Genomic DNA, 22,928 nt, shown 5'->3' with positions numbered 1-22,928 from the left:
GATTTAAAACTGAATGTTAACACCAAAATTGAATATCCGCTGATTGGGCACATTTCCAATCAACACTTCCGGATCTACCCCATCTAAATTTGTCGAGGTTAACAGATTAAGTCCATTGGCAAATAACCTGACATTGGTAAGTCCGATTACTTTGATTAAGCTACCAGGCAAACTATAACCTACTTCTACATTCCTTAACCTTAGGTAGTTGCCATTTTTAACCCAAAAAGAAGATATTTGATTGTTATTTGGGTTAATCCCCACACTTAAACGTGGATATTGTGCCTGCAACGCCGTAGCTGGTGTCCATCTTTGTAAACTGCTTTCTAGCGCTTGTCCGTAGCCGGCACCCGCACCTGTAGATGCAAAATTGGCGAAATTGTAATACACGTTTCTATTTGCAGTACCGTTTAAGGTAAACGAGAAATCAAATCCTTTGAAATTAAAGCCCCCTGTTACACCATAGTAAAAAACGGGTTTAGTACTGCCAATTGCAGTCATATCATAGGTATTAATGATACCGTCGTTATTTAAATCTTTATATTTTAAATCGCCGGGAACCGGAAGATAGCCATCAACCTTTGGGCCGTTGTTAATTTCGCTGGTATTATTATAAAAACCATCTGCTATGTAACCAAAGGTTTGCCCTACAGGTTGTCCGGTTCTATATTCGTAAGCATTTTTTCTAAAAGGCTCATCGTTAAATATTACCTTACTAGCATTCCAACTACCATTTGCAGAAATAAAATACTTAAAGCTGTTTATTTGATCCTGATATCCAACACCAAGCTCAACTCCCGAATATTGGTTTTTCCCAATATTTTCTTGCGGTAAAACAGCTCCTATTACAGCACTTGCATTTGTTCTCCTGATTTGCAACAAATCGTAGTAATTATTTTTATAATAATCTGCAGTAAACCATACTTTATCTTTTAGCAAGGAAACATCAATACCAACGTTAAGTTTCTTTGCTTTCTCCCAGGTAATATTTGGGTTAGCCAGTGTTCCTTCATCCTTTGTATTAGAACTTGTTAGCGGATTTCTACTGTAAAATGTATCGCCATTATCAAAATTTTGCAGGTATTGAAAATAACCAGCAGCTGCATTTGTGGCTGTTAAACCATAAGAAGCTCTCAATTTTAAAGTATTAATGGTGTTTTTTAAATTAGCAAAGAAATTTTCGTTGGCCATATTCCAGCCTAAACCAACTGAAGGAAAAAGACCCCACTGATCTCCTTTTTTATACCGGTCGTAACCCATGTACGATGTGGCAATTTCGAGCAAATACTTATTGTCGTAATCGTAGTTAAAACGCCCGCCTACCGATTGATTAACCTGCGATAAATTACCGCCTAAAACGTAACTATCTCTAATGAATAATAGCTGGCCCTTGAAAGTATTTTTATCAATTATTTTATCATAACCCAGATCAAAACGCGAAAATATTTGTTGGTTTAAATCTGTAGGAGAAGAACTATTAGATTGCGTACCGTCGCCACCTATTGCTTTATAAGTAGTTTGGTTTGTTACCGGGTTTACTACCGGAGAATATACTGCAAAAGATTTGCTCCTGTTTATATTTTCGTTGTAGTACGAATTGAAAGATATTGCACCACTTGCATATAAGCCTGGTAAAAAGGTATCGAGCTTTTGCATTAATGAGATATCTGCCCCTAAATTTCTATTTACCGATGGTCTATAGCCCGATTTGATGGCCATACCATACAGGTTATTCTGAAATTCGGTATTTCCACCTAGCGAACCATTTTCATTAAATTTCGGATAGGCATTATTAGGTGTAGTTAATAGCGCACTATAAATGCTGGCTACCGTAGCGCCTGGTTGATTACTGTTTCTTATTCTACCAAATAAGCTTACGCTAAGTGTTGTACTATTGGTTAAATCTACATCGATGTTACTCCTGAAAGAGAAGCGCTTGAAACTATTGTTTGTTTCATAAGTATTTATGGATGGATCTGTAGCCAAAAAACCACTTTGGCTCAAATAGTCGAGGTCTACAAAATACCTTACCTTTTTAGTACCCCCTCTTAAATTAAGATTTTGCCTGCTTACAGGTGCTGTTGCCTTTAAAATCTCATCGGTCCAGTTTACATTCGGGTGCGTAAACGGGCTCGTACCATTTTTATACTTATCCAAATCAGACGCCGTATAAATGGCTTGCCGGCCATCATTTGCTAATGCCTCATTAAATAAAGTGGCATAATTAAAAGCATCCAAAAATTTAGGCCTATCTATTTGCTGCTGAATACCATATTGACTGGTAAAGGTTATTTGTTTAGGCATATTTGCACCACGTTTTGTGGTTATCAATAACACCCCATCAGCAGCCTTCATGCCATACAATCCAGTCCCTAAAGCATCCTTTATTACGGAAATGCTTTCTATTTGTTCCGGATCAATACTTAAATACGAGCGTGGAACACCATCAATAACCACCAAAGGAGATCTTCCTCTTAACGATAGAATTGGCTCATCAGACCCTAATTGGAAATTATTTTGCACTACGTACAAGCCGGGCAATTTTCCGTAAAGCATTAAACCAACCTGCGGCGTAGGAAAACTCTTAAGTTCTTCCCCGCTTATCGTTGCCGAAGATTGAATCTTCTTTACATTTTTTTGTGTTCCAAATAAGACCGGAACATCGCTATCAGGCAAGGTTACATCTATAGAATTCTTTAATCTAGTTCTTAAAGAATCTCTTAATTTCGATAATGAATCGTTGGGAATTTGTTTATTTTTCTTCGCGGTCGCTAACGGCACCTGAAATTTCTTATTTCCTAAAGAATTAGCAAGACTTGGAAATGCCAAAACATCAGCGCTGTTTGCAAAAAATAATATCACTCCAAACAGAGTCATCCGTTTTATAATCAAAGTATATGTTCTGTTCATTTAAAATAAATTTATTTTATTGATCAATTTAATTTTGCCCTGCAAGAGTACGCACAGGCGTAAATTCTGCTAGCCTAATTATTTGTCAGTATTTACTGTTGTATGAATTCTAGCTATGCTTAAGGCATACGAATCAGCAGATTTGATTCTGTTCTTGTAAATAGCAGATTGAAAGTGCGGGTATATGCAAATCGGCATAATCCCCTGATCAGGGTTAAATTTCATTAGTTGGTTGAATTTGGTTTGTTGATATTGGGTATCATTTTTAAAGTCGTGATTCGACTTTATTGGTTAGTCTCTTTAGTTAGTTTTTGTGCATAAATTTATTTTGGTTAGCAAATTGGTTGTTAAGCTTGCGCAGCGTTTGCCAAATAAGATCATTTACAAAGCATTCCGATTTGACAATTGGGCGCTCTGTTTTTTCAAATAAAATCTATATGGTTCTACGTGCTTTTGGTTAAATCAAAACTGGAGTATTATCTGATTAAAAAAGATGAAAATTGTAAACAAAAAGGTAGAAAAAACATAAACAAGCCCCTTTTTGAAGCCTTTCAGCTAAAAAACCATGAAAACCATCTGGTTGGGGTGCATGATTACTTAAGAGGAAAATTTCGCATTTTACTTGAATCTTTTTCGGAGATATGAGTCGGTAAGAAAAGGCCATATTAACAACCTATGTCTTGCCCTAATCAGTAACGAGTAAACTTTTGAAGTGAAAATTCGGTACACAAAATGATAATGTTACCTTTGCGCCAAATGATTTTATACAAAACAGACGAACAGGTAGAACTGATGCGAATCAGTGCCTTATTGGTGAGCCAAACCCTTACAGAAGTTGCTAAAGTTTTAAAAGCAGGCATGAGTACGCTTGAAATTGATAAACTGGCTAATGAATTTATTCTTGATAATGGTGCTGTTCCGTCATTCTATAATTATAATGGTTTTCCGGCCCATATTATCACCTCTATTAACGATGTGGTAGTACATGGTATTCCGGGCAAAGAAGAACTGCGCGATGGTGATATTATTTCGGTCGATGTGGGTACCATTAAAAATGGCTGGCATGGCGACCACGCTTATACCTTTATTATTGGTGAGGTTAAGCCTGAGATCTTAAAACTGGTTAAAACAACCAAAGAATCGCTTTACGAAGGCATTAAAGAGGCTATTGTAGGCAAGCGACTTGGCGATATCGGATTTGCCATTCAAAACTATAATGAAAAGCAAGGTTATGGCGTAGTGAGGGATCTGGTTGGACATGGCCTTGGCCAGAGTATGCACGAAGATCCACAAGTGGCGAACTACGGCCGCAAAGGTAGCGGAACCATGTTAAGAGAAAATCTGGTAATGGCTATTGAGCCTATGATTAACATGGGTACCAAAGATGTATTTCTGGATAAAGATGGCTGGGCGATCAGAACTGCTGACGGACAACCCTCTGTTCATTTCGAACATGATGTTTGCGTTAAAAAAGGTACAGCCTTAATTCTTTCTGATTATACGATTATAGAAGCCGCCGAGAAAGCGAATGCGAACCTGAATACTTCTTACTATTAAGAGACCTTAAAGGTGTTAAAATAATATAGGGAGAGATGCTAAAATAAATTCAACATGTCGTACGTTGGTTTCCCCTAACATTTGCCATAAAAAAGCCCGGCAATTCTTGCCGGGCCTAAAACCAATTCTTAAATATTATATTGCTATTTCGCTTCTTCCAGTTTTAATACTACACTGGTTCTGTTGTTGTTCAAATTCGGGTTGAAACCCACTTTCATCAGAAAATCGCCTGTGTAAGTTTTGGTACTATCAATGGTTGATTTTTTACCCGGAAAAAGGTTAATTTCTTTAATCTGGTATTTTTTAGCAGCATCTAATCCAGCCAGTTTAATAGGGTACTTACTTCCCTCCTCATAGCGGTAATTTACCAGGTAATTAAAAATCACAGCTTCTGTTTTTTGTTCATTTACATACAACATCGATGCTACGCTACCTGTGCGTGGGTTGGCTAAACGGTATTGTTCGCCATGCCAGATAATCGGTTTCACTTCGTTATAGTTTTTGATAGCCTCCTGACAGAACTGAAGTTCCTCATGTGGTAATTTACTCACTACAATATCAAAGCCCAGTTTCCCCATCATGGCTACATCGGTACGAAATTTTATTGGCTGTTTACCCCAATCGGTTACATGGTTAGAACTGCTGATGGCCGGGTAAAAATAAGAGTACTCCCATTGCATAAAAATGCGCTCTAAAGGATCGGTATTATCACTCGGCCAAAACTCGGTAAAGTATTGTAAAGCACCATAATCTACCCTACCACCACCACCAGAGCACAACATCATCGGAATAGTTGGATATTTAGCCCGGATGCGCTGCAACACGCTGTACAATCCCCTTACATAATCAATGTAAAAATGCGATTGATTTTTTAAGTGTGCAGAATAGGCATTATAAATTACGGCATTACAATCCCATTTAATGTAAGCCAGTTTCGGGTTTTTGGTCATGAGATCATCAACCACACCGAAAACGAAATCCTGAACTTTTGGGTTCGACAAATCGAGTTCTAACTGGTGCCTGAAATAATATTCGGGACGTTTAGGTTGTTTCACTACCCAATCAGGGTGTTTTTCGTACAATTCGCTTTTTGGGCTTACCATTTCAGGTTCAATCCAGATCCCGAAGCGGGTACCTGCCTGATCGGCCTCCTTAATTAAGGAGCTGATACCATTTGGAAGTTTTTGCTTGTTCTCCTGCCAATCGCCTAATGCGGCGGTATCGCTGTTGCGCGGATATTTGTTTCCAAACCAACCGTCATCCAGCAGGAAAAAATCGACCCCCAATTTTTTGGTATCTTTTAATAATTCGGCCAGTTTTTGTTCATTAAAATCGAAATAAGTAGCTTCCCAATTGTTTAAGAGGGTTAACCGATCTCCCTTTCCATCCAATATTTTATAGTTGCGTGCCCAGTTCTGCAATTTTCTACTGGCCGCCCCTTTACCCTGATCGGAAAAAGTGTATAAAAATGCAGGTGTTGCAAAAATTTCTCCCGGCTTTAAGCTATAAGGCGAAGCATAATTGTTCATCCCGGCAATAATGCGGAGGTTATCCTGATAATCCAGCTCGAGATCAATTTTGAAATTTCCACTCCACTCTAAGGCACCATATAAAACACTCCCTTCGTTTTCCTCTGCAGGTTTATCTAACGAAATCATAAAAACCGATGGCTGAAACAGGTTGGCCCTCGTTCCCAATTTACTATCCAATGTTTTAATGCCATGGGTAATTTCGCTTTGCTCTGGCTGCATTTCCTTTGCCCAATCGCCATGATATTGGTTTAACCAGAAATGTGGCGATTTTAAGTGCAGGTTGGCTGAAGCATATTTATGCAATACCACTGCTCCCTTTTCGCTGTGTTTAATTTCGGTCCATTGTTCTATTACATCCTGCTTATAAAACGATTTGTAAAACAAGGTAACTTCGAAATTGTAAACCGGATCTTTTAGCCTGATTTTCAGCAAGCTTACATTATCATCAACAGCAGTTACGGTATGATCGACATATTTAAGATCGAGCGAATTATTGCCGTCGGCATGGGTAACTGTAATGGCAGGTTCTACCAGGTTACGAGATCCTGATGGTGTGTAAACCGAATTTAACTGACCAGTATAATCGGACGTTTGCTTATACTGACCGGCAACTTGCGTGTATTCTTGCTTATTGGCAAGTTTTTTCCCGAAGAAAATGGTATTCACATCTTTATTTGCACCGGCTTGTAATACTAAGGCATTGTTTGCCGTTTCTATGGGAATGATGGTTTGGGCATTTAAATTGCCAAAGCCCAGGCAAAGGGCAATGGCCAGAACCCCTGGTTTAAAGTAATTTGAAAATTGATCTGTTTTTTTCATTTGTGGTTAAAATATAGGCTAATGTTTTAGATAGGTTTTTATTTTTTTAAGATTATTTTGAAAATCAGTGCATCTTTTGCAGCCAGTTTTAGTAAATGATTATCCTGAATGGAAGCTGTTTTTTGAGTAATGAGATCAGTAGCGTTGTATTTTTCGCTGGTTTTTAACCCAATACGGGAAAAGTCGAGGTTGATTTTTTGTTCAGCATTGCTGTAATTGAATATGGCCAGATAAGTCACATTTCCAACCTGTTTTACAAAAAGCGGCGAGGCCGATTTGCCTTTGTTCCCTTCTACCGGTACAAATGCTTTTCCATCCTGCAAAATTTTAAGGATTTCGGTGTTATTCAATAAGCGTTGTGCCCTGTTTGTCCATTTACCCTGGCGGGAAAAATCATCGCCTGTAATGCAGGTACCTGTAACAATGGCTGATAAAAAGCGGGCAGTATTTTCTGAGTCGGATTGATCGCCAAACACCACATGGTCGGCATCAATAAAATCGTACAAATAGGTTTGCCACCACCCGTTGCTTACACCATTTAAAGTATATTCGGTATCGTGTATCGATTTAAAGGCATCGCAGGCAATCCGGCGCACATGTACATACCTACCAGAAGCCAAACTGGGCGAAATAGCAGCATAAACCAACATTTTATCATCGAGCTGTTTAAGCAAAAATTCCATACCAGCCTGGTAAGCCTGCATGCCCGTGCTAATTTTAGGATCGTAAAAATGTTCCGATTCGATTGCAGCATGACCTAAAAAGTCGATTTTAATCATTTCAAAACCGCATTCCTTAAACTTATTAATTACAGTTTCAATGCGTTGTTGGGTTCCCGGATGTGTGGGATCTAAAGCACGTGTACCATCAATATCGTGATAACCCGATCCAACTTTGGTCCACATTTCGCCAAAAGTATAATTGGTTCCCTCGGCCCTGCGGTTGCTGCCACCTGCAAAACCCCAATCTACAAAAGGTGCCCAGTAGATCCCGGGTTTTAAACCTCTTGCTCTCGCATGGTCGGCAAAAGCTTTGAGTTTTGAATAATCACCGGTTAAACCTCCTTTAAGTAAATTATCCCAGTACGAATCGAGGTCGATATAAGCTACCCCTTCACTCCTGAATGATTTAAGGCTATCGGCAAAAAAATCGACTACCTGATTGGCTTTTTCTAAGGTAATTTTCTCCTGCATGGCTCCCCAACTATTCCAACCCACTGGCGTAGGGCTTTTCCACTTAAAAATTACAGGTGGCTCGGCTATTCGGTTTGCTTTAGCATAAGTTTCCATCCCTGAACGCCAATCGCTAAAACTGCCAAAAAATATACTGGCCGAAGCCACTGTATTTCCTTTCAGATAACCGTGCGCTATTTTATCGCGGGTAATGCTTTCGTTGGTGTAACCGCAAATGGCCTCAACAGTTATTTCTTTAGCAGCATCCATTGTAGTGATGACTCCGGTTTTCCAGTTGCGATGCTCAACAGAGCCTATCACATAACCCTTTCGCGATGGATTATAGTATAAAGCCGTAACCTCGGCACTCGGATTGGTAACATTGGCTTGAAATGGAACGGCCTGATAAGAAATAAAGGTATCGTTATCAAAAGGCACAAATAAGCTGGTGGCTTCATCCTTCATCTGGCTATCCATCAGATTTCCCTTTAAAGGTACCATTCGGTTTGTGGCCAGATTACTGCCTGTTATGCTTACAGAAATGAAGAAGTAATCGCGCTGGGCATAGGTATAAATGATTTGCTGCATGTTGGGCAACCCATCTTGTTTTAATAAAAAGGTATGCTTGATTCCCTGTCCAAAAGCATCTTTTACTGCCCTTTTTGTATAAGTAATTTGCGTGTAGTTTTTGGAGCTAAGCGTTTTATTTTGATAGCCCACTTCCGAAAAGCCCTGGGCCAGCAGCAAAACCTCTCCGTTAAAAACAGTAAAAGTACCAGTTTTAAGGTTATAATCTATTTTGCCTGCTTCACCATATGGAATAACGGTTGCCGACACCGGTTTGAAAGTCGACAGCAGCACAAAAAAAACAAACAAACACCTGAATTTAAATGCATTACAAACAACCATATCAGTTTTAAAGTTTGGTTGAAGTTATTTGGTTCAATATACCGTTTATTTTAAGTTTTACTTTTTGCGGTTTTGGCGAGGCAATGCGGTAATGGGTAATCTTACCATCTCTCCAGCTCATATCAACTGTAAAATTGCCACGGGCTTTTAGTCCTTTAATTTCGCCAAATGCTTTCCACGCGTCGGGTATAGCGGGCAACAATTCGATAAAGCCATCGTGACTCTGAATGAGCATTTCGGCAATACCTGCTGCAGCACCAAAGTTTCCATCAATCTGGAATGGTGGTCCGGCCGATAACATATTTGGATAAACCCCGCCACCGGCACCGTAATTCATATCGGTACGCAAGGTAGGTTTTAAAATTTCCCTTAAAAGCTTAAAAGCACGGTTTCCATCCAGTAAACGGGCCCAGAACAACTGTTTGTAGGCAATCGACCAGCTTGGTCCATCGTCACCGCGCACTTCCAGTGTTTTTTTAGCAGCCTCGGCCAAAGCAGGCGTAGTTACCGGCGTAATTAAACCAGCCGGATAAACGCCGTATAAATGTGAAATATGGCGATGTTGCGGATCGGTTTCCTTGTAATCTTCCAGCCACTCTTGTATGCGGCCATCTTTGCTGATTAGTCCAACCGGCGGGATGGATTTTAGTTTTTCCTCTAGTGAAGCACTGAACGTGGCATCGGTTTTAAGCAATTTGGCTGCAGTAATTACATGGTTAAAAAGCTCGCGTACAATCTGGTTATCAATGGTTGGTCCCATCGAAATGCTGGCCGTTTTTCCATTCGGCAGATAAAAAGTATTCTCGGGCGAAACCGATGGTGAAGTAACCAGCCAGCCTGTTTTCGGGTCTTTAACCAGGGCACTTTTATAAAATTCGGCCGAACCTTTTAGTACTGGATAAATGCTTTTCAGGTAATTTAAATCCTGACTAAAGGCGAAATGATCCCAAAGGTTACTGCATAACCAGCCTGAACCTGCATTGGAGGCACCCCATGAGGCACTTTCGCCCGGTTCTGTACATCCCCATACATTGGTAATTACATGGGCAATCCATCCGTTTGCATTGTAATAAGCTTTTGCGGTTTTTGCGCCCGGTATGGTTAAGCTCCTCACCAGTTCTGCCAGGGGCAGATTAAGTTCCGAAAGGTTAGCTTGTTCAATAGCGAAATGGTTCATTTGCACGTTCACATCCAGGTGGTAGTCGCCATTCCATGGGGTATTGATCTGGTTGGCCCACAAACCCTGCAAATTGGGTGGCAAAAGTCCGACCCGGGTACTGCTGATGCTTAAATAGCGGCTAAATTGAAAAAACAGGGCAGCTAGCGAAACATCGTTTTGGTAGTCTTTGTAGAAATGCTCGAGCCTTACATCGGTAGGTAGTTTAGCGGCTTCGCCTTCGCCCAAATTGATTTTTAAACGGTTAAAAAGCTTCGCAAAATTAGCATTGTGTTTGGCCAGTTCAACTGCATAGGCCGTTTTTTTGGCCTGTTGCAAAGTATTCTTAACACGTGCCTCAAAATCAGCATGTTTAAAATTGGTTTCTGCTGCAACGTAAATCAGTATTTCGGTAGCATTTTTTATCTGAATGATATTATCTGTGGTAATTACCGAGCCACCTTTAATACTTGTACTTACCCGGCTCTGGTATTTCATGCCTTTGCCATCGGTGCCATTATCCAGCTGACCAAACATCAACAGGTCCTTACCTTCGCTGGCCAAAGTCGCTTTTTCGGGCCTGCTTATGGAAATATTGCAATTTAGCTTTCCGGGCTGATCAGCCGTAAGGCGAATAACATTTATATCATTATTAAAACTGCAGAAATATGCTCTTTTATATTTTACGCCGTTGAGGGTAAATTCGGTTGTAGCCACTGCCTTATCCAACGATAAAGTTCTTTTGTAAAACGCTGGTTTTACGTCTTTTTCACCAGGATACGTATAATCAAGCTGCAAATTACCCAGGGTTTGGTATTTTCCCCAGATTGCACCGCCCGAGCCTGGTCCTTTACAAACAAAATCGCGGTTTACGAGTGCCTGGGCCTCATCGTTTTTGCCTTCCAGTATCAGTTGTCTGATTTTAGGAAGACTTTTGTAAGCTTCGTAGTTGTTGGCATCCTGCTTGCCCCCACTCCATAAAGTAATATCGTTCAGTACAATCTGCTCTCTCGTTATTCCCCCGTCAGGGGTCATGCCCAGCTTGCCATTACCAAGTGGTAGTGTTTCTTCCCAAATTTTGGCAGGTTTATCATACCAAAGGTTTAGGGGCTTTTGCTGGGCTGTGGCATTTTTACCAATGAGAAGCGAAAAGCACGCAATAACAGTAAGTTGTTTTAAATACATTAGTTTCATTTGTGTGTTGTTGATCATACAAACAATCGTCATTTCGAGCGGAGTGTAGCGAAGCCAAGAAATCTATTAAAGATCTCTCCGTTCCACTGCGTTCCAGTCGAGATGACGACCGCTTAAGAGGTTTACTGCTTGTTCCAGAACCTGATTTCACTCATATTGCTATAGTTACCATCGCCTGTGGTTACATGTTTAATCCGGATGCGAATATAACGAATCGGTTTGCCTCCATTATCCAATTCAGATGTAAAAGGATTTTTACCATCGTCTGATCTGGTAATGTCTTTTAAAAGTACCCAGCCTTTACTGGTTGCTTCGGCCGGCCATCCGCTGTTACTGGCCGATAAGCTAGTAGTTGCATTGGTTAAATCGGCAGTTCCCCAAACTTCGAAACGATCGGGATTATTACAGCAATCGCGGCCGGTTTCCTCTATCCGCGATAAATTGGTGTAAACCTTGCCCAAATCGAAAGTAATTACATGTGGCATACCACTGTTGCCTGCGCTGTGGAAAATATTGGGATAACCTTGTGGCCCAACACTTCCATCCCACAACTTACTAATACTGGTTCCCGATTCGTAAGTTGGGGCATCACCCGGTAAACGCACTTCGCTAAATAACGACCTGTCGCATAGTACATAAGTAAAGATTTTAGGGAAGGTCGAAAAATCTGATACCGTAAATATATCCAGCGAACCTTTACCGGGGATAAAAGCTGATTTGTAAAGAATATCTGTCCCGGCTTTATAATCAGTAAGGGTAATAGCAGTATCTTTTGATAAAAGCGTTTTATCTACGCTGGCTCCGGCATTATTGGTGTAACGCACAATGGTATTCACATTAATGGTGTCGGGTGTATTAAAATTGAGCTGAACCGAACCATTGCTGTTTACCACATAAGGGTTGGTAGCGTTGTAAGGCCTGTTTAACAATCCCGATTGGTAAAGCGGACCAAAAACCCGCACATTTCTGGCCTCAATTGGGATAGACCTGTGCCCTTGCGCGTCGTAAGAGTAAACCGTAAAAGTATAGGTATATTCTTTCAGGTTCGAAAGGATTACTTTAACGGTATCGAGCGGATTATGCGTGGTCGAATTCACCACCGCCGAATCGCCGTTGTTGTTCCAGTATACCACGTATTTGGTTACACTTGGGTCGGGACTTGGGTTCCACCAGAGTGCAGTGCGCAAGTTGCCCGGTTTGGTAATGATGTTTGCCACACGACCGGGATAAACCATCTCGCCATCTTTTAAAAATTCTTTAAAAGCAAGATCATCTTTGGTACAGCTGATGATCAGGGTTACCAGCAGCAGCAACAAACCACTTATTTTATATATACTTTTCATATCTGAAAATTTATCTTCTTTTGTTAATCAATAACTATCTCGGATCGCCGTAAAAGGCCATTTCCATGGCATGTGCAAACGTACCGCTCGACCATGTTGTGCTTACCGATAAACGGATATAACGCACTTTAGGGTTAGTTAAGGGGAAATTGAAACTTACACCTGCTTTTACAAAATCGTTATCTGCAGTGGTATGCGCTACCGGAGTGGCACCAGACGGCGGATTAGGATAATTGTAATTGCCCATGTTAATCCAGTCGCCGATAACCGTTCCTTCGGGTGCCGATAAAGGCAATTGCGCATCGCGTGGGGCAGCTACATCAGAACCCCATACCGAAAACACCTTTGGATTTCCGTGACCAAATGCAAATTTATCGCCACCATCGGGTCTTTCCCATAAAATAAAGCGGCTTAATTTAGCGCTTATGCCTAAACCAAAAGTCGCAATTGCAGGCATTGCACCACCTGGCGCGGTGTGCCAGCCATTAGAGTTCCCATCGGTTTTTCCATCCCACAGATAAGGTAAATCCCAGCCATATGCAATAACTCCATCAGATGGTAGTCTGTACTGAAAGAATTTCCCCCTATCCAAAAGGGTTTCGAAAAATGGGGTAATGGTTTTGTAGGTGGTATCAGAAATGTTCCCAAAGTTATCGGTAACGTAGTAACCAATTTTTTTGGCCACAGGTGCATAGCCCCTAACCGAATAACTGATTACATCTGTTTTGCCATAATGCTGATCGATCACATCAGAACTGTTGTTATCGTTTACCGAAAGCAAAATAACACCGAGATTACTTTTTGCAGGGTTGGTTCCGGTAACTTTAATTCCACCGAAATCTGGCTCAGCATTGATACTGGGTTTGGCCAATAAATAAGGTGGGGTATCGGGATTAACCTTAACCACAACCGGATCTGATTTAACCTCTGCCCTGCTTACCGCATACAGGGTAACATCGTAACCTTGTTTTTTAGCAAAACCATCAACCATAATCGAATCAGAATAATAGCTCGATTTAGTTTCGCGAGTGGTTACCCCGTTTATTTTATACTGCGCCAACACATACAAAAGATTTTTAGAATTGGGCAAAGAATAGGTAATGTAAGCTCCGCCATTAAAATTATCGACTTTAACGTTGGTTACCACTCCCGGCTTGGTCATATCTGAAGAAGCAGGATCGTTATAGCTTTCCATTTTTTTGCAGGCTGCAAGGCTTGCCAAAACAGCAGCAATAAGCGCCAGGTAAATACTATGTTTAATATTTTTCATGTTGTTTAATTTAAACTACCAATAAGGATTTTGAACAAGGTTTGGATTCACTACCAGATCGGAACTCCTGATAGGCCACAGGTAATCTTTCAGGCCAAAAACAGGAATGAACTGGGTAGTTGGCCGGTAATAGTTTACGGCATCAGCATTGTTAATGCTCCAACCCTGTATCGGGCTGCTTAGCACGGCCTGCAATTCTTTCCACCTTCTTAAATCCCATCCGCTCTGGCCTTCAAAACACAACTCAATTCTTCTTTCCTGATGGATAATTTGCCTTAAACCATCTTTGGTATTAAACTTATTCGGACTTTTTGAAAAGTTTGTCCACGAAATTTGTACCCCCTGTAAACCAGCCCTTTGACGCACTTTATCGATGTAAGTAAACACATCTGCAGTTGGTCCGTTAACTTCGTTTAAAGCTTCGGCATATAAAAGGTATAAACCCGCTAAACGGATTAATGGCATACGGAATGGCGACGACTGAAAACCATCATCATAAACTGAGGCATAGCTCACCAGTTTTTTAGGCCAGTAACCGGTGATGTTCAACCTGATATTATCGCTTGGGGCGGCAAAACCACTTCCCCTGGCCGAAACATAGTATAAAGGTGCACTGGGGCTATCCTGAAAGTTACGGCCATTGCCAAACCAGATACCGCCATCGAAAGCCATATCGGCATAAAAACGGGTTTCGCGGGCAAAGTGACCTTTAATGGTTTCGTAGCCTTGCTGAATATAATAACGACTGGCATTATCGCCGGCTTTAATCGTGTTCCTGCCAGCATAGTCCCAGGTCTTATCCTCCGCAATCGGTACGCCATTTACGGTATAAAAAAGTTCCTGTGTTGCAATCGGAGCAGAAAAAGTAGAGGGATTAGAGAAAATATTTACCGCCGATTTCGCTGTAAGCCTCGGTGTAGAAAAACCCTGATAGTTAAACTCGGGGTTGGAAGCCCATATAATTTCAGAATTGAGTTCCCATCTTTCGGCAACAGCATTCTGCACATCCAGTTCTCTTTTCAACGAATCGGATAATTTACCAACGGTTGAGGGTGCACTAAAAGTATATAATTTAATGCCTTGTGCTTCGGCAGCTGTGATGGCTATTTTAGCCGCATCGGCAGCTTTTTTCCATTTTTGCGCATCGTAGGCAGCCGGGAAAAGGCTTATCCCGTCTTTATCTTTAAAACCTGCATAATCCGGATTGCCGTTAAACAACGGACTTGCAGCCGTGGCCAGCACATCGGCTTTAACCGAAAGGGCAATTACACTGGTAATGCGGCCCAGCTCTGTAGCCTGACTGCTAATCACTGCAGGTAAATCTGCCGCAGCTTCGTCTAAAAGTGATACAATGTAATCAACAGTTTCATCAACAGGTACTCTTTTTACCCGCACTTCGTCGGTTGAGCTGTTGATGGCCAGGTTGGTTTTAATTAAAGGGATTGGCCCGTACATTTTAAATAAAACGTAATGGTAATAAGCTTTTAAGAATTTGGTTTCTGCAATCCAGCGTTTCTTTTCAGCAGCCCCAAGGTCAATTGGTTTGTCGATGTTTTCGAGCATGATATTACAGATCCTGATCGAACGCCAAAGACTGTAACTGCCTTCCTGCCCATCCCAGGTATTTAAACCGGGTCTCGCAGCAGTTTGTGTTCCGCGCAACAGGTTAAAACCTGTAGGATTAAAACCCTGAAAATTATCGAGCGTATTCGAATAAATTAACTCTGATGAAGTGGTAAAGCCAGGATTGGTAGCCATATCATTCATGCGCTGCAAATAGGCATAGCAAGAATACAGGTAGTTCTCGGCCTCGTTCCGGTTCCTGAATGCATAATCTAATGTACCAATGTCATCGGGGGTAACATCGAGGTATTTTTTACAGGATGCAAAAGTGCAAAGCATTAAAAGGATGCAACTGTATTTGAAATATGTTTTTATCGTTTTCATTATAAGGTTACGTTAAGACCAACATTGAACACCTTTTGTATTGGATAGGCAAAACCGTTTCCGCCCTGCTCGGCATCCCATAATTTGAATGGGCTCCAGGTAAGCAAGTTTAAGCCGTTGAAATAAATGCGGCAGGAGTTTAACTTAATTTTGCTAGAAATGCGTTGTGGAAGCGTATAACCCAGCTCTACCGATTTAAGGCGTAACAAACGTCCGTTTCTCATCCACCAGGTACTGGTTTGTGCATTATTTTCCAAATCGACAGCATTTACAGCCAGTCGTGGGTAAAGCGCATACAGGTTCTGGTTTTCCGGCGACCAGTGGTTATCGGCAAAATCTTTCAGCAATTGTGTATTGCCCAGTATATATTGCTGATTACTTGGCACAAATGGACTAACCTTAGTCGGATCGATAAAGAAAGTCATGCGGTCTTGTCCGGTAAAAAATGCCGAAAGATCGAAACCTTTGTATGATGAGCTGAAACCAAAACCATATACGATCTCAGGCGATTGTGGAAAACCGATATAAGCTTTATCGGCCTCATCAATTCTACCATCGTTGTTTAAATCGCGGTATTTAATATCTCCTGCTCTTGGTGGTTTGCCATTGGGCGAGAAAATCTGCGTTGGCGAATTCTGTACTTCTTTATCATCCACAAATAAACGTTCGGCAATGTAACCAAAGTTGCGGTTAATGGCTTGTCCGGTGGTATAACGGTAAGCTTCTGCCCACTGCGGCTCTTCGTAATTGATGTATTTGTTTTTGGCAAAAGTAAAGTTAGAACGTACGGCAAATGAAAAATCGTTCACCCTGAATTTATAATCGAGCGATAAATCCATACCTCTCGAGCGCGCCTCACCTACGTTTGCACCAATGCCCGATTCCAGTCCTAATGTTGTAGGCAGGTTGGTACGCGGCATATAAATATTGTAGCGGTAGTTGTTGTAAAACTCGGCAATAAGGCTCAGATCTTTAAAAAATGTTGTTTCCAGCGCTACGTTGGTCTGTCTTGAAGTTTCCCAGGTTACATCCTTATTTTCGTAATTATTAATGAACACACCATTACGGTTAGATGCGCCATTAAATCCAAACTGGGCATAATTTCCGCCACCATTTAGGTTAACATCCGAAATATAGAAAAAGCGCTGCGCACCAATGGCATCATTACCTACAATACCGTAACTAGCCCTTAATTTTAAGCGGCTAATCACGTTGGCCAATCCACCTGTCCAGAATTTTTCGTTGGAAAGTACCCAGCCGGCACCAATGGTTGGGAAAAAACCGAAACGGTGGTTCTCAGAAAACCTTTCCGATCCGTTATAACCAAAGTTAGATTCGATAAAATAACGGCTCTTATACGAATAGGTTAAACGACCGGCCAAACCTAAATTGCGGTAAGGAAGCGAATTTTGCAAAGAGCTTGCATTGCTGTAAACCGATTGCTGGGCTGTACCAATTAAAGTACCGCTAACATTATGGTTACCAAAGGCTTTATCGTAATTTAATGAGGCCTGGGCATATAAAAAGGTATTGATATTGGTACCTCCCGGATAGTAAGACAAATATTCTTGCGCAATATTTGGTGCTCCACCTGTTACCGAAGAGTTAAGCCAGCTTAACACATAAGTATTGCTCTGTTTATCGTAAGAGCCAATGTTATAATAAAATGGCGAATAGGCACGCTGCGAATCAAAATATGAATAGCGGTTAGTGCTGAAAATCGTTTTAAACGAAAGTCCTTCGGTAAAGAAATCTAATTTCTGGTTGAGCTCAAACTGGGCCGACATGCGCGATTCGGACGAGTTTTTATGTCCGCGAAGCATAGCTGCATAAGGGTTATTATCTAAAATGCTGTTCTGCCCTGAGCCTCCCCTGTTACCAAATAAAATGTGCTGTGCATTTTGGTTGGCAGCATCGGCGGGGTAAAATGCCGGAAAAGAAACCGGACTGGTATGAACGGCAATGTTGTACAAATCGGTAGAAAAACCACCATCAGTTGCCAGCGGACCGTTATACTCGCTAAAATTACCCGATAAGCGCACCACCATTTCAGTAGTCTTACTTAAATCGATATTGATGTTGGAGCGAAGCTGATAGTTACGGAACTTGATATTGTTATCGTTGTTATTGCGCGAATCTTCTTTAAGTACCCCATTATCTAAATTGTACGAACCCGCGATATAGTAACGGGCAACACCACCGCCACCGCTAATACCCAAATTTGCCCGCTGTGTGCTGGTGCGCTTTTTAAAGAGCATATCCAGCCAGTCAACCGCCGGGTAAACGTATTCGTTATAGCCCGGGCTTTTATTTACCGTCGCCTGCGTATTGATGATCTGGTTTGGCGTAAACATGGGATCCATCCCCCTGCCAATCGATGCTTCGTTAAAAAGCCTCATGTAGGTAATCGGATCGGCCAGTTCTAAATTCTGCACCGATTGAGAAGCCGATTGCTCCAGCCTGAAATTGATTTTAGCCTTCCCTTCTTTACCCGATTTGGTAGCAACCAAAATTACGCCGTTTGCCCCCCTGGCGCCATATAAGGCAGTGGCACTCGCATCTTTCAATATCGAAAAGCTTTCAATATCATCAACCTGAAGGCGTGCCAGATCAGAACTGGTTAGCTCTACGTTGTCAATCAGAATTAACGGATCTCTTTTATACCCGAAAGTAGTTACCCCGCGGATAAAAAACTGCGAATTGTCTTGCCCTGGCTGCCCGCTGCGCTGGTAACCAATTACACCGGCTATCTGTCCGGAAAGGGCATTGGTTAAATTGCTCGATGGAATTTTAAGGTTACCTACCTTTACGGTGGTAACCGAGCCTACCAATGCTTCTTTACGTTGTTTCTGACCAAGGGCGGTAATAACCACCTCTTCCGAGAGCATATTCTCTTCGGCCAGTTTTACGTTAATTACATTGGCGGCGCCAACAATTACACGGTGCTCGCGATAGCCCACATAAGAAAAACGCAGTTGCTCGCCCGGAGTTACATCGAGTACATACTTACCATTGTTGTCGGTTTGCGTACCCACATTTACTTTATTAACTACCGCTACAGTAACACCCGGAAGGCCTACCCCGAGCGTATCGGTAACTTTACCTGTAATGGTTTTCTTTCCTGCCTGCGAAAAACCCTTTACAGGCATAAAAACCAGAAAAAACACAAAGATTGAACCCGTCAATAACAGTGCGTTTTTTAATTTGCTAGGTACCCGAGAGTACCCGCACAAAAATAATTGCTTCATTTGCCAATTAGCTTTTAATGAGTAAATCAAATAAGATTATAATAGGTAAAAGATGAATGCGACGCACTCCTAACTGCCTGTTGCCATGGGCCACATTCGAGTTTCAGCGATAGCAGAATGATCTGCTTTAGAATAAGTTGTAAATTTCCTCATATATTTTGGTTGGTTTGGTTAGCGGAAACCAGGAGCTAGAAAAAGAATCAGACGACTATTGAATTGCTGTTTATCATGGATAAGCGGTTAAGCCCCTCCATGCTGGAATATAAACAAATTTCTATCCTATCCTATACTATCCTATTTTTTTCCGAATACAATGATAAACAAAAAAATCTATATTCCAAATGTGTAGGTGAAATTTCAATTTATAAGTTCATTGGCCATTAGTTCATTAGTCCCAGCCATAGCGCTTGCGCAAATCCCGTCTGATAATTGTTTATTGAACATTGGTTATTAGTTCATTTGTCCCACACATAGCCAATCCGTCATTTCGAGCGAAGCATAGCCACAGCCGAGAACCATATAGTGCTCAGCGAAGCTAAATCTATTTATGATAATTAAACATTAGTTATTACGAGTTGCAAACCAACTATGCTAGCATGTAAGCAGAGAAAATAAAAAACACAAAAGCCATTAAGACAATTAAAACCATATGATAATGCTTTCCCCCGTTTCTCCATATAAAGCTGATACAAATTCAAGAGAAACAAAGTGCTCGAACTGTTTAAGCCGGCATTAAAGGTGTGAAGCACCAATTTTTAAAATAAGAAATGGTTGCTGCCAGAACCGTAAACAAGATGAAACTGATAATCACTGTCGTTCCCAGGCCTGTGCTGCTAAAGTGAGTTTCTTCTGATCAGTTTATTTTCCATTATATGCTTAACCGGATTTAAGCTAAGTACAAACTCGGCCGCTAATCGTCCCATTTCTGCAAAATCAATTGAAAAGGTGGTAATGCCATCAAAAATAATCTCTTTCACGTTGTCGTCGTTGTGCGAAAGGATGCCTAAATCTTTCCCTACTTTTAAACCCTTTACTTTGGTATCTTTCAGCATTTCCCAAAGTTCAAGGTTGTGGATGGTAAAGTACACCTTATCCGGTGCAATGCTTCCGGATTCGTAATGGTTTTTGATTACACCATTAATATTAAATTCTTTTATAAAACGCTTAAATGAGATCAGCACTTCATTGGGTTCGGCTGATGAAGGTTTAAAAAAGAAAACAAATTCAGAAAATGCTTTAATGCGGGGTGCCAGTTGTATGAAAGCATTGTACGATGCATTTTCAAACTCCTGTACTATGTAAGAGTACTCCCCTTTTAATGCTACGTAGCGATCTACGATCAGCAGTTTTTCTTTCGGCAACTGTTCCAGTACTTCTTTGGCTTCATTACTTTCTATCGGGGCAATTACATACAAACCATACTGACCTTTATTGCTGTTAATAATGGATTCGAAAACACCGAAGTTATTGTGGTGGAAATAGACATCTACCTGAATGTTTTCACCCAGGTGGTCGCGGAAATTCTGATAAAAGGTTTCCTGAAAAGTATCGAAAGCGTAAATTAACAAACATACCTTTAGGTGCTGCTCCGTATCGTCGGTAGCTACAAAATAGCCCCGCCTGTTTTTCGACTCTACAATCCCCCTACTAATCAGCTCTTTATAGGCTTTACCAATGGTTTCTTTGGCATAACCGGTTTCGCGCATCATTTCATTAACCGAAGGCAGAATATCGCCTTTGGATATGTATTTATGGTTTAAGCCATTAATAATACTCTGTACCAACTGTTCATGTTTCGAAAAAGCATTAATGATGCTTAAATCCTTGATTTCGTTGAACAGTTTTTCCTTATTCATGCAGCGTTATGCGGTTAGTAATCGTTTTAGTGAAGATAATTTTGCTCGAAATATAAAAATTTAATGGTGATTATGGATAAATTTTAATTTATCGTAACGTAGCAGCTATGCCAGAGATAGATGTAAAGCGCTGAAAAATCGGGTAATTATTTTCAAATCCGTTATGTTGATCTGATAACAATCAGACTTATTTCAGCAGCTCTATTTTAATTACCTGACAGATGTTGAAACAAGTATAGTATATTTGAAATGCATGAAAAAGAAAACATTTAAGATTCCGCACAAAGTAATATGGCTGAGTTCTTTTTTTCTGGGTGTACTCACTTCCATTCCCAAAATTGCCGAACACCGTTTTAATTTATACGAAGCCCTTGCCGATGCAGCCGTAACCTTTCTTTTTGCCGTATTAATCTGGTATTATAATGTATTTACCCTTCCTGCTTACACCTCACGCGATGTAGCCAGCGGTTTTTCGATGATTCGGCTCATTAAAGGTCTTTTCTTCGGTATACTTTTAATGTTTTTACTTTCATGCCTGCAACAATATTTGCTCAGTTCCATTCATTTTGGCCCCGTAATGCTCATGTTTGAGGTAAGGGGAATACTGGTAAATATTACATTCTACATGTTCCTGAACCTCCTGTACCAGAACTACCAAAACCAGCAGGTAGGTATCGAACTCGAAAGAACAAAATCTGATAATCTGGGAGCGCAATACGAACTCTTAAAACAACAGGTTAATCCGCACTTCCTTTTCAACAGCCTCAATACGCTGAAGTATATGGTAGAAAGTAACGATAAACATAGCGTAGAATTTATCCTTAAACTTTCAGATTTTTACCGTTTTACGCTGGAAAGCCGCAAGCACGACCTGATTAAACTAGCCGAAGAACTGGATATTTTAGAAGCTTATCTCTTTTTGTTAAAGGCCCGTTTTGAAGAAGGCATTGATCTTTCTATTGATATTGATAAAAGTTATCAGCAATCGCTCATTCCACCTTTTACGCTCCAGCTTCTGATTGAAAACTGCATTAAACACAACGTCCTCTCGATCCACAAGCCCCTGCAAATCAGGCTATATATGGATGGTAATTTTATTGTAGTAGAGAATAAAATCCAGCCTAAGCGTACCCCTGAGGCCTCAACCGGAATTGGTCTCGAAAACATTAACCAGCGCTACAGCCATTTACTGAACAAAGAGATCATCATTACCAAAACAGACACCCATTTTAGTATAAAACTTCCCCTTATACATGAAGATTATCATCATTGAAGACGAGCTGAAGGCTGCCAAGTCTTTATCAAGCCTTATTAATAAAATACGTCCGAAAGCACAAGTTGTAGCTAACCTGCAAAGTATTGACGATGCTGTGCATTATTTCTCAGAAAACGAGCAACCCGATCTGATTTTTATGGATATCCAGCTGTCGGACGGCCTTTCCTTTGAAATTTTTCAATCGGTAAAAATCAGTTGTCCGGTAATTTTTTGTACTGCTTATGGCGAGTACGCGATGGATGCCATTAAAGCCAATGGTATTGATTATCTGCTAAAACCTTTTTCGCAGGAAGACCTGCAAAAGGCCTTTGAAAAGGTAGATCAGTTTCAGAATTTTTTTCAGCAAAATAAGCTCCCGGATATGGATGAGCTGATTAAACGAATTGGGCCAAATGAAGGGAAAAAGAGTTTTCTGGTGTTCAAACACAATAAATATACAACGGTTCCTACCGAGCAGATTGCTTTTATCTACATCCGCAACGACTCGCCAACCATTATGACCTTGAAAGAGGAAGAATATACCCTGAACCAATCGCTGGATACCATACAAGGGCAGCTTTCTGCTTTGCAGTTTTTTAGGCTTAACCGCCAGTACATTGTTAATTTTAGCGCGATCAAGGAAGTAGAGCACTATTTCGACCGTAAGCTATTTGTTAAACTGGTTATCCCCTCGCCCGAAAAACTGCTGATTGGAAAAGAAAAAACAACTGCATTTTTAAACTGGCTGGAGAACAGGTAA

The 22,928-nt window shown here is 40.9% G+C and carries 12 protein-coding genes; 3 read left to right on the top strand and 9 right to left on the bottom strand.

Going from position 1 to position 22,928, the window contains the following annotated elements; all coding sequences use genetic code 11:
* Positions 1-3 precede the first annotated feature (3 nt).
* On the bottom strand, positions 4-2,910 hold the full coding sequence (locus DBR40_RS11370; protein ID WP_124559865.1) for a SusC/RagA family TonB-linked outer membrane protein: 2,907 nt from the start codon (positions 2,908-2,910) through the stop codon (positions 4-6).
* 756 nt (positions 2,911-3,666) lie between these two features.
* Between DBR40_RS11370 and map the strand changes: the two genes are divergently transcribed.
* Positions 3,667-4,467 carry a type I methionyl aminopeptidase gene (map, locus tag DBR40_RS11365; RefSeq protein WP_124559864.1) on the top strand — a complete coding sequence of 267 codons (801 nt, stop codon included), beginning with the start codon at positions 3,667-3,669 and terminating at the stop codon, positions 4,465-4,467.
* A gap of 143 nt (positions 4,468-4,610) precedes the next feature.
* Here the strand turns inward: map and DBR40_RS11360 are convergent, their stop codons facing one another.
* The 8 genes from DBR40_RS11360 to DBR40_RS11320 form a co-directional block, all read right to left on the bottom strand.
* Positions 4,611-6,818 carry an alpha-galactosidase gene (locus DBR40_RS11360; protein WP_124559863.1) on the bottom strand — a complete coding sequence of 736 codons (2,208 nt, stop codon included), beginning with the start codon at positions 6,816-6,818 and terminating at the stop codon, positions 4,611-4,613.
* Positions 6,819-6,856: 38 nt separating this feature from the next.
* Positions 6,857-8,827, bottom strand: a complete 1,971-nt coding sequence (locus DBR40_RS11355) for an alpha-galactosidase (RefSeq protein WP_124559862.1) — start codon at positions 8,825-8,827, stop codon at positions 6,857-6,859.
* A gap of 79 nt (positions 8,828-8,906) precedes the next feature.
* Positions 8,907-11,249 (bottom strand): glycosyl hydrolase family 95 catalytic domain-containing protein, encoded by a 2,343-nt coding sequence (locus tag DBR40_RS11350; RefSeq protein WP_233603863.1) that lies wholly within the window; start codon positions 11,247-11,249, stop codon positions 8,907-8,909.
* 122 nt (positions 11,250-11,371) lie between these two features.
* A complete protein-coding gene (locus tag DBR40_RS11345) occupies positions 11,372-12,592 on the bottom strand; it encodes a DUF4998 domain-containing protein (RefSeq protein ID WP_124559861.1) in 1,221 nt (406 codons plus the stop codon).
* 34 nt (positions 12,593-12,626) lie between these two features.
* Entirely contained in the window at positions 12,627-13,862 is a 1,236-nt protein-coding gene (locus DBR40_RS11340) for a DUF5000 domain-containing lipoprotein (protein ID WP_124559860.1), read from the bottom strand.
* 15 nt (positions 13,863-13,877) lie between these two features.
* Entirely contained in the window at positions 13,878-15,809 is a 1,932-nt protein-coding gene (locus tag DBR40_RS11335; RefSeq protein WP_233603862.1) for a RagB/SusD family nutrient uptake outer membrane protein, read from the bottom strand.
* A complete protein-coding gene (locus tag DBR40_RS11330) occupies positions 15,809-18,994 on the bottom strand; it encodes a SusC/RagA family TonB-linked outer membrane protein (protein ID WP_233603861.1) in 3,186 nt (1,061 codons plus the stop codon). Before DBR40_RS11330 ends, DBR40_RS11335 begins: the two co-directional genes overlap by 1 nt.
* 896 nt (positions 18,995-19,890) lie before the next feature.
* Positions 19,891-20,913, bottom strand: coding sequence for a GntR family transcriptional regulator (locus tag DBR40_RS11320; protein WP_124559858.1), 1,023 nt, complete (start codon positions 20,911-20,913; stop codon positions 19,891-19,893).
* 253 nt (positions 20,914-21,166) lie between these two features.
* On the opposite strand from DBR40_RS11320, the gene DBR40_RS11315 reads away from it, so the two are divergent.
* Complete coding sequence (locus DBR40_RS11315; RefSeq protein WP_124559857.1) at positions 21,167-22,186, top strand: sensor histidine kinase; 1,020 nt, start codon at positions 21,167-21,169, stop codon at positions 22,184-22,186.
* The gene (locus DBR40_RS11310) at positions 22,167-22,928 is read left to right on the top strand and encodes a LytR/AlgR family response regulator transcription factor (RefSeq protein ID WP_124559856.1); all 762 of its coding nucleotides are present in this window, start codon (positions 22,167-22,169) and stop codon (positions 22,926-22,928) included. The genes DBR40_RS11315 and DBR40_RS11310 overlap by 20 nt, the downstream gene beginning before the upstream one ends.

The sequence above is a fragment of the Pedobacter sp. KBW01 genome, assembly GCF_003852395.1.
Lineage (GTDB): Bacteria > Bacteroidota > Bacteroidia > Sphingobacteriales > Sphingobacteriaceae > Pedobacter.
Note: the sequence above shows the minus strand (reverse complement) of the source record. Positions and strands in the feature narration are given on the sequence as shown.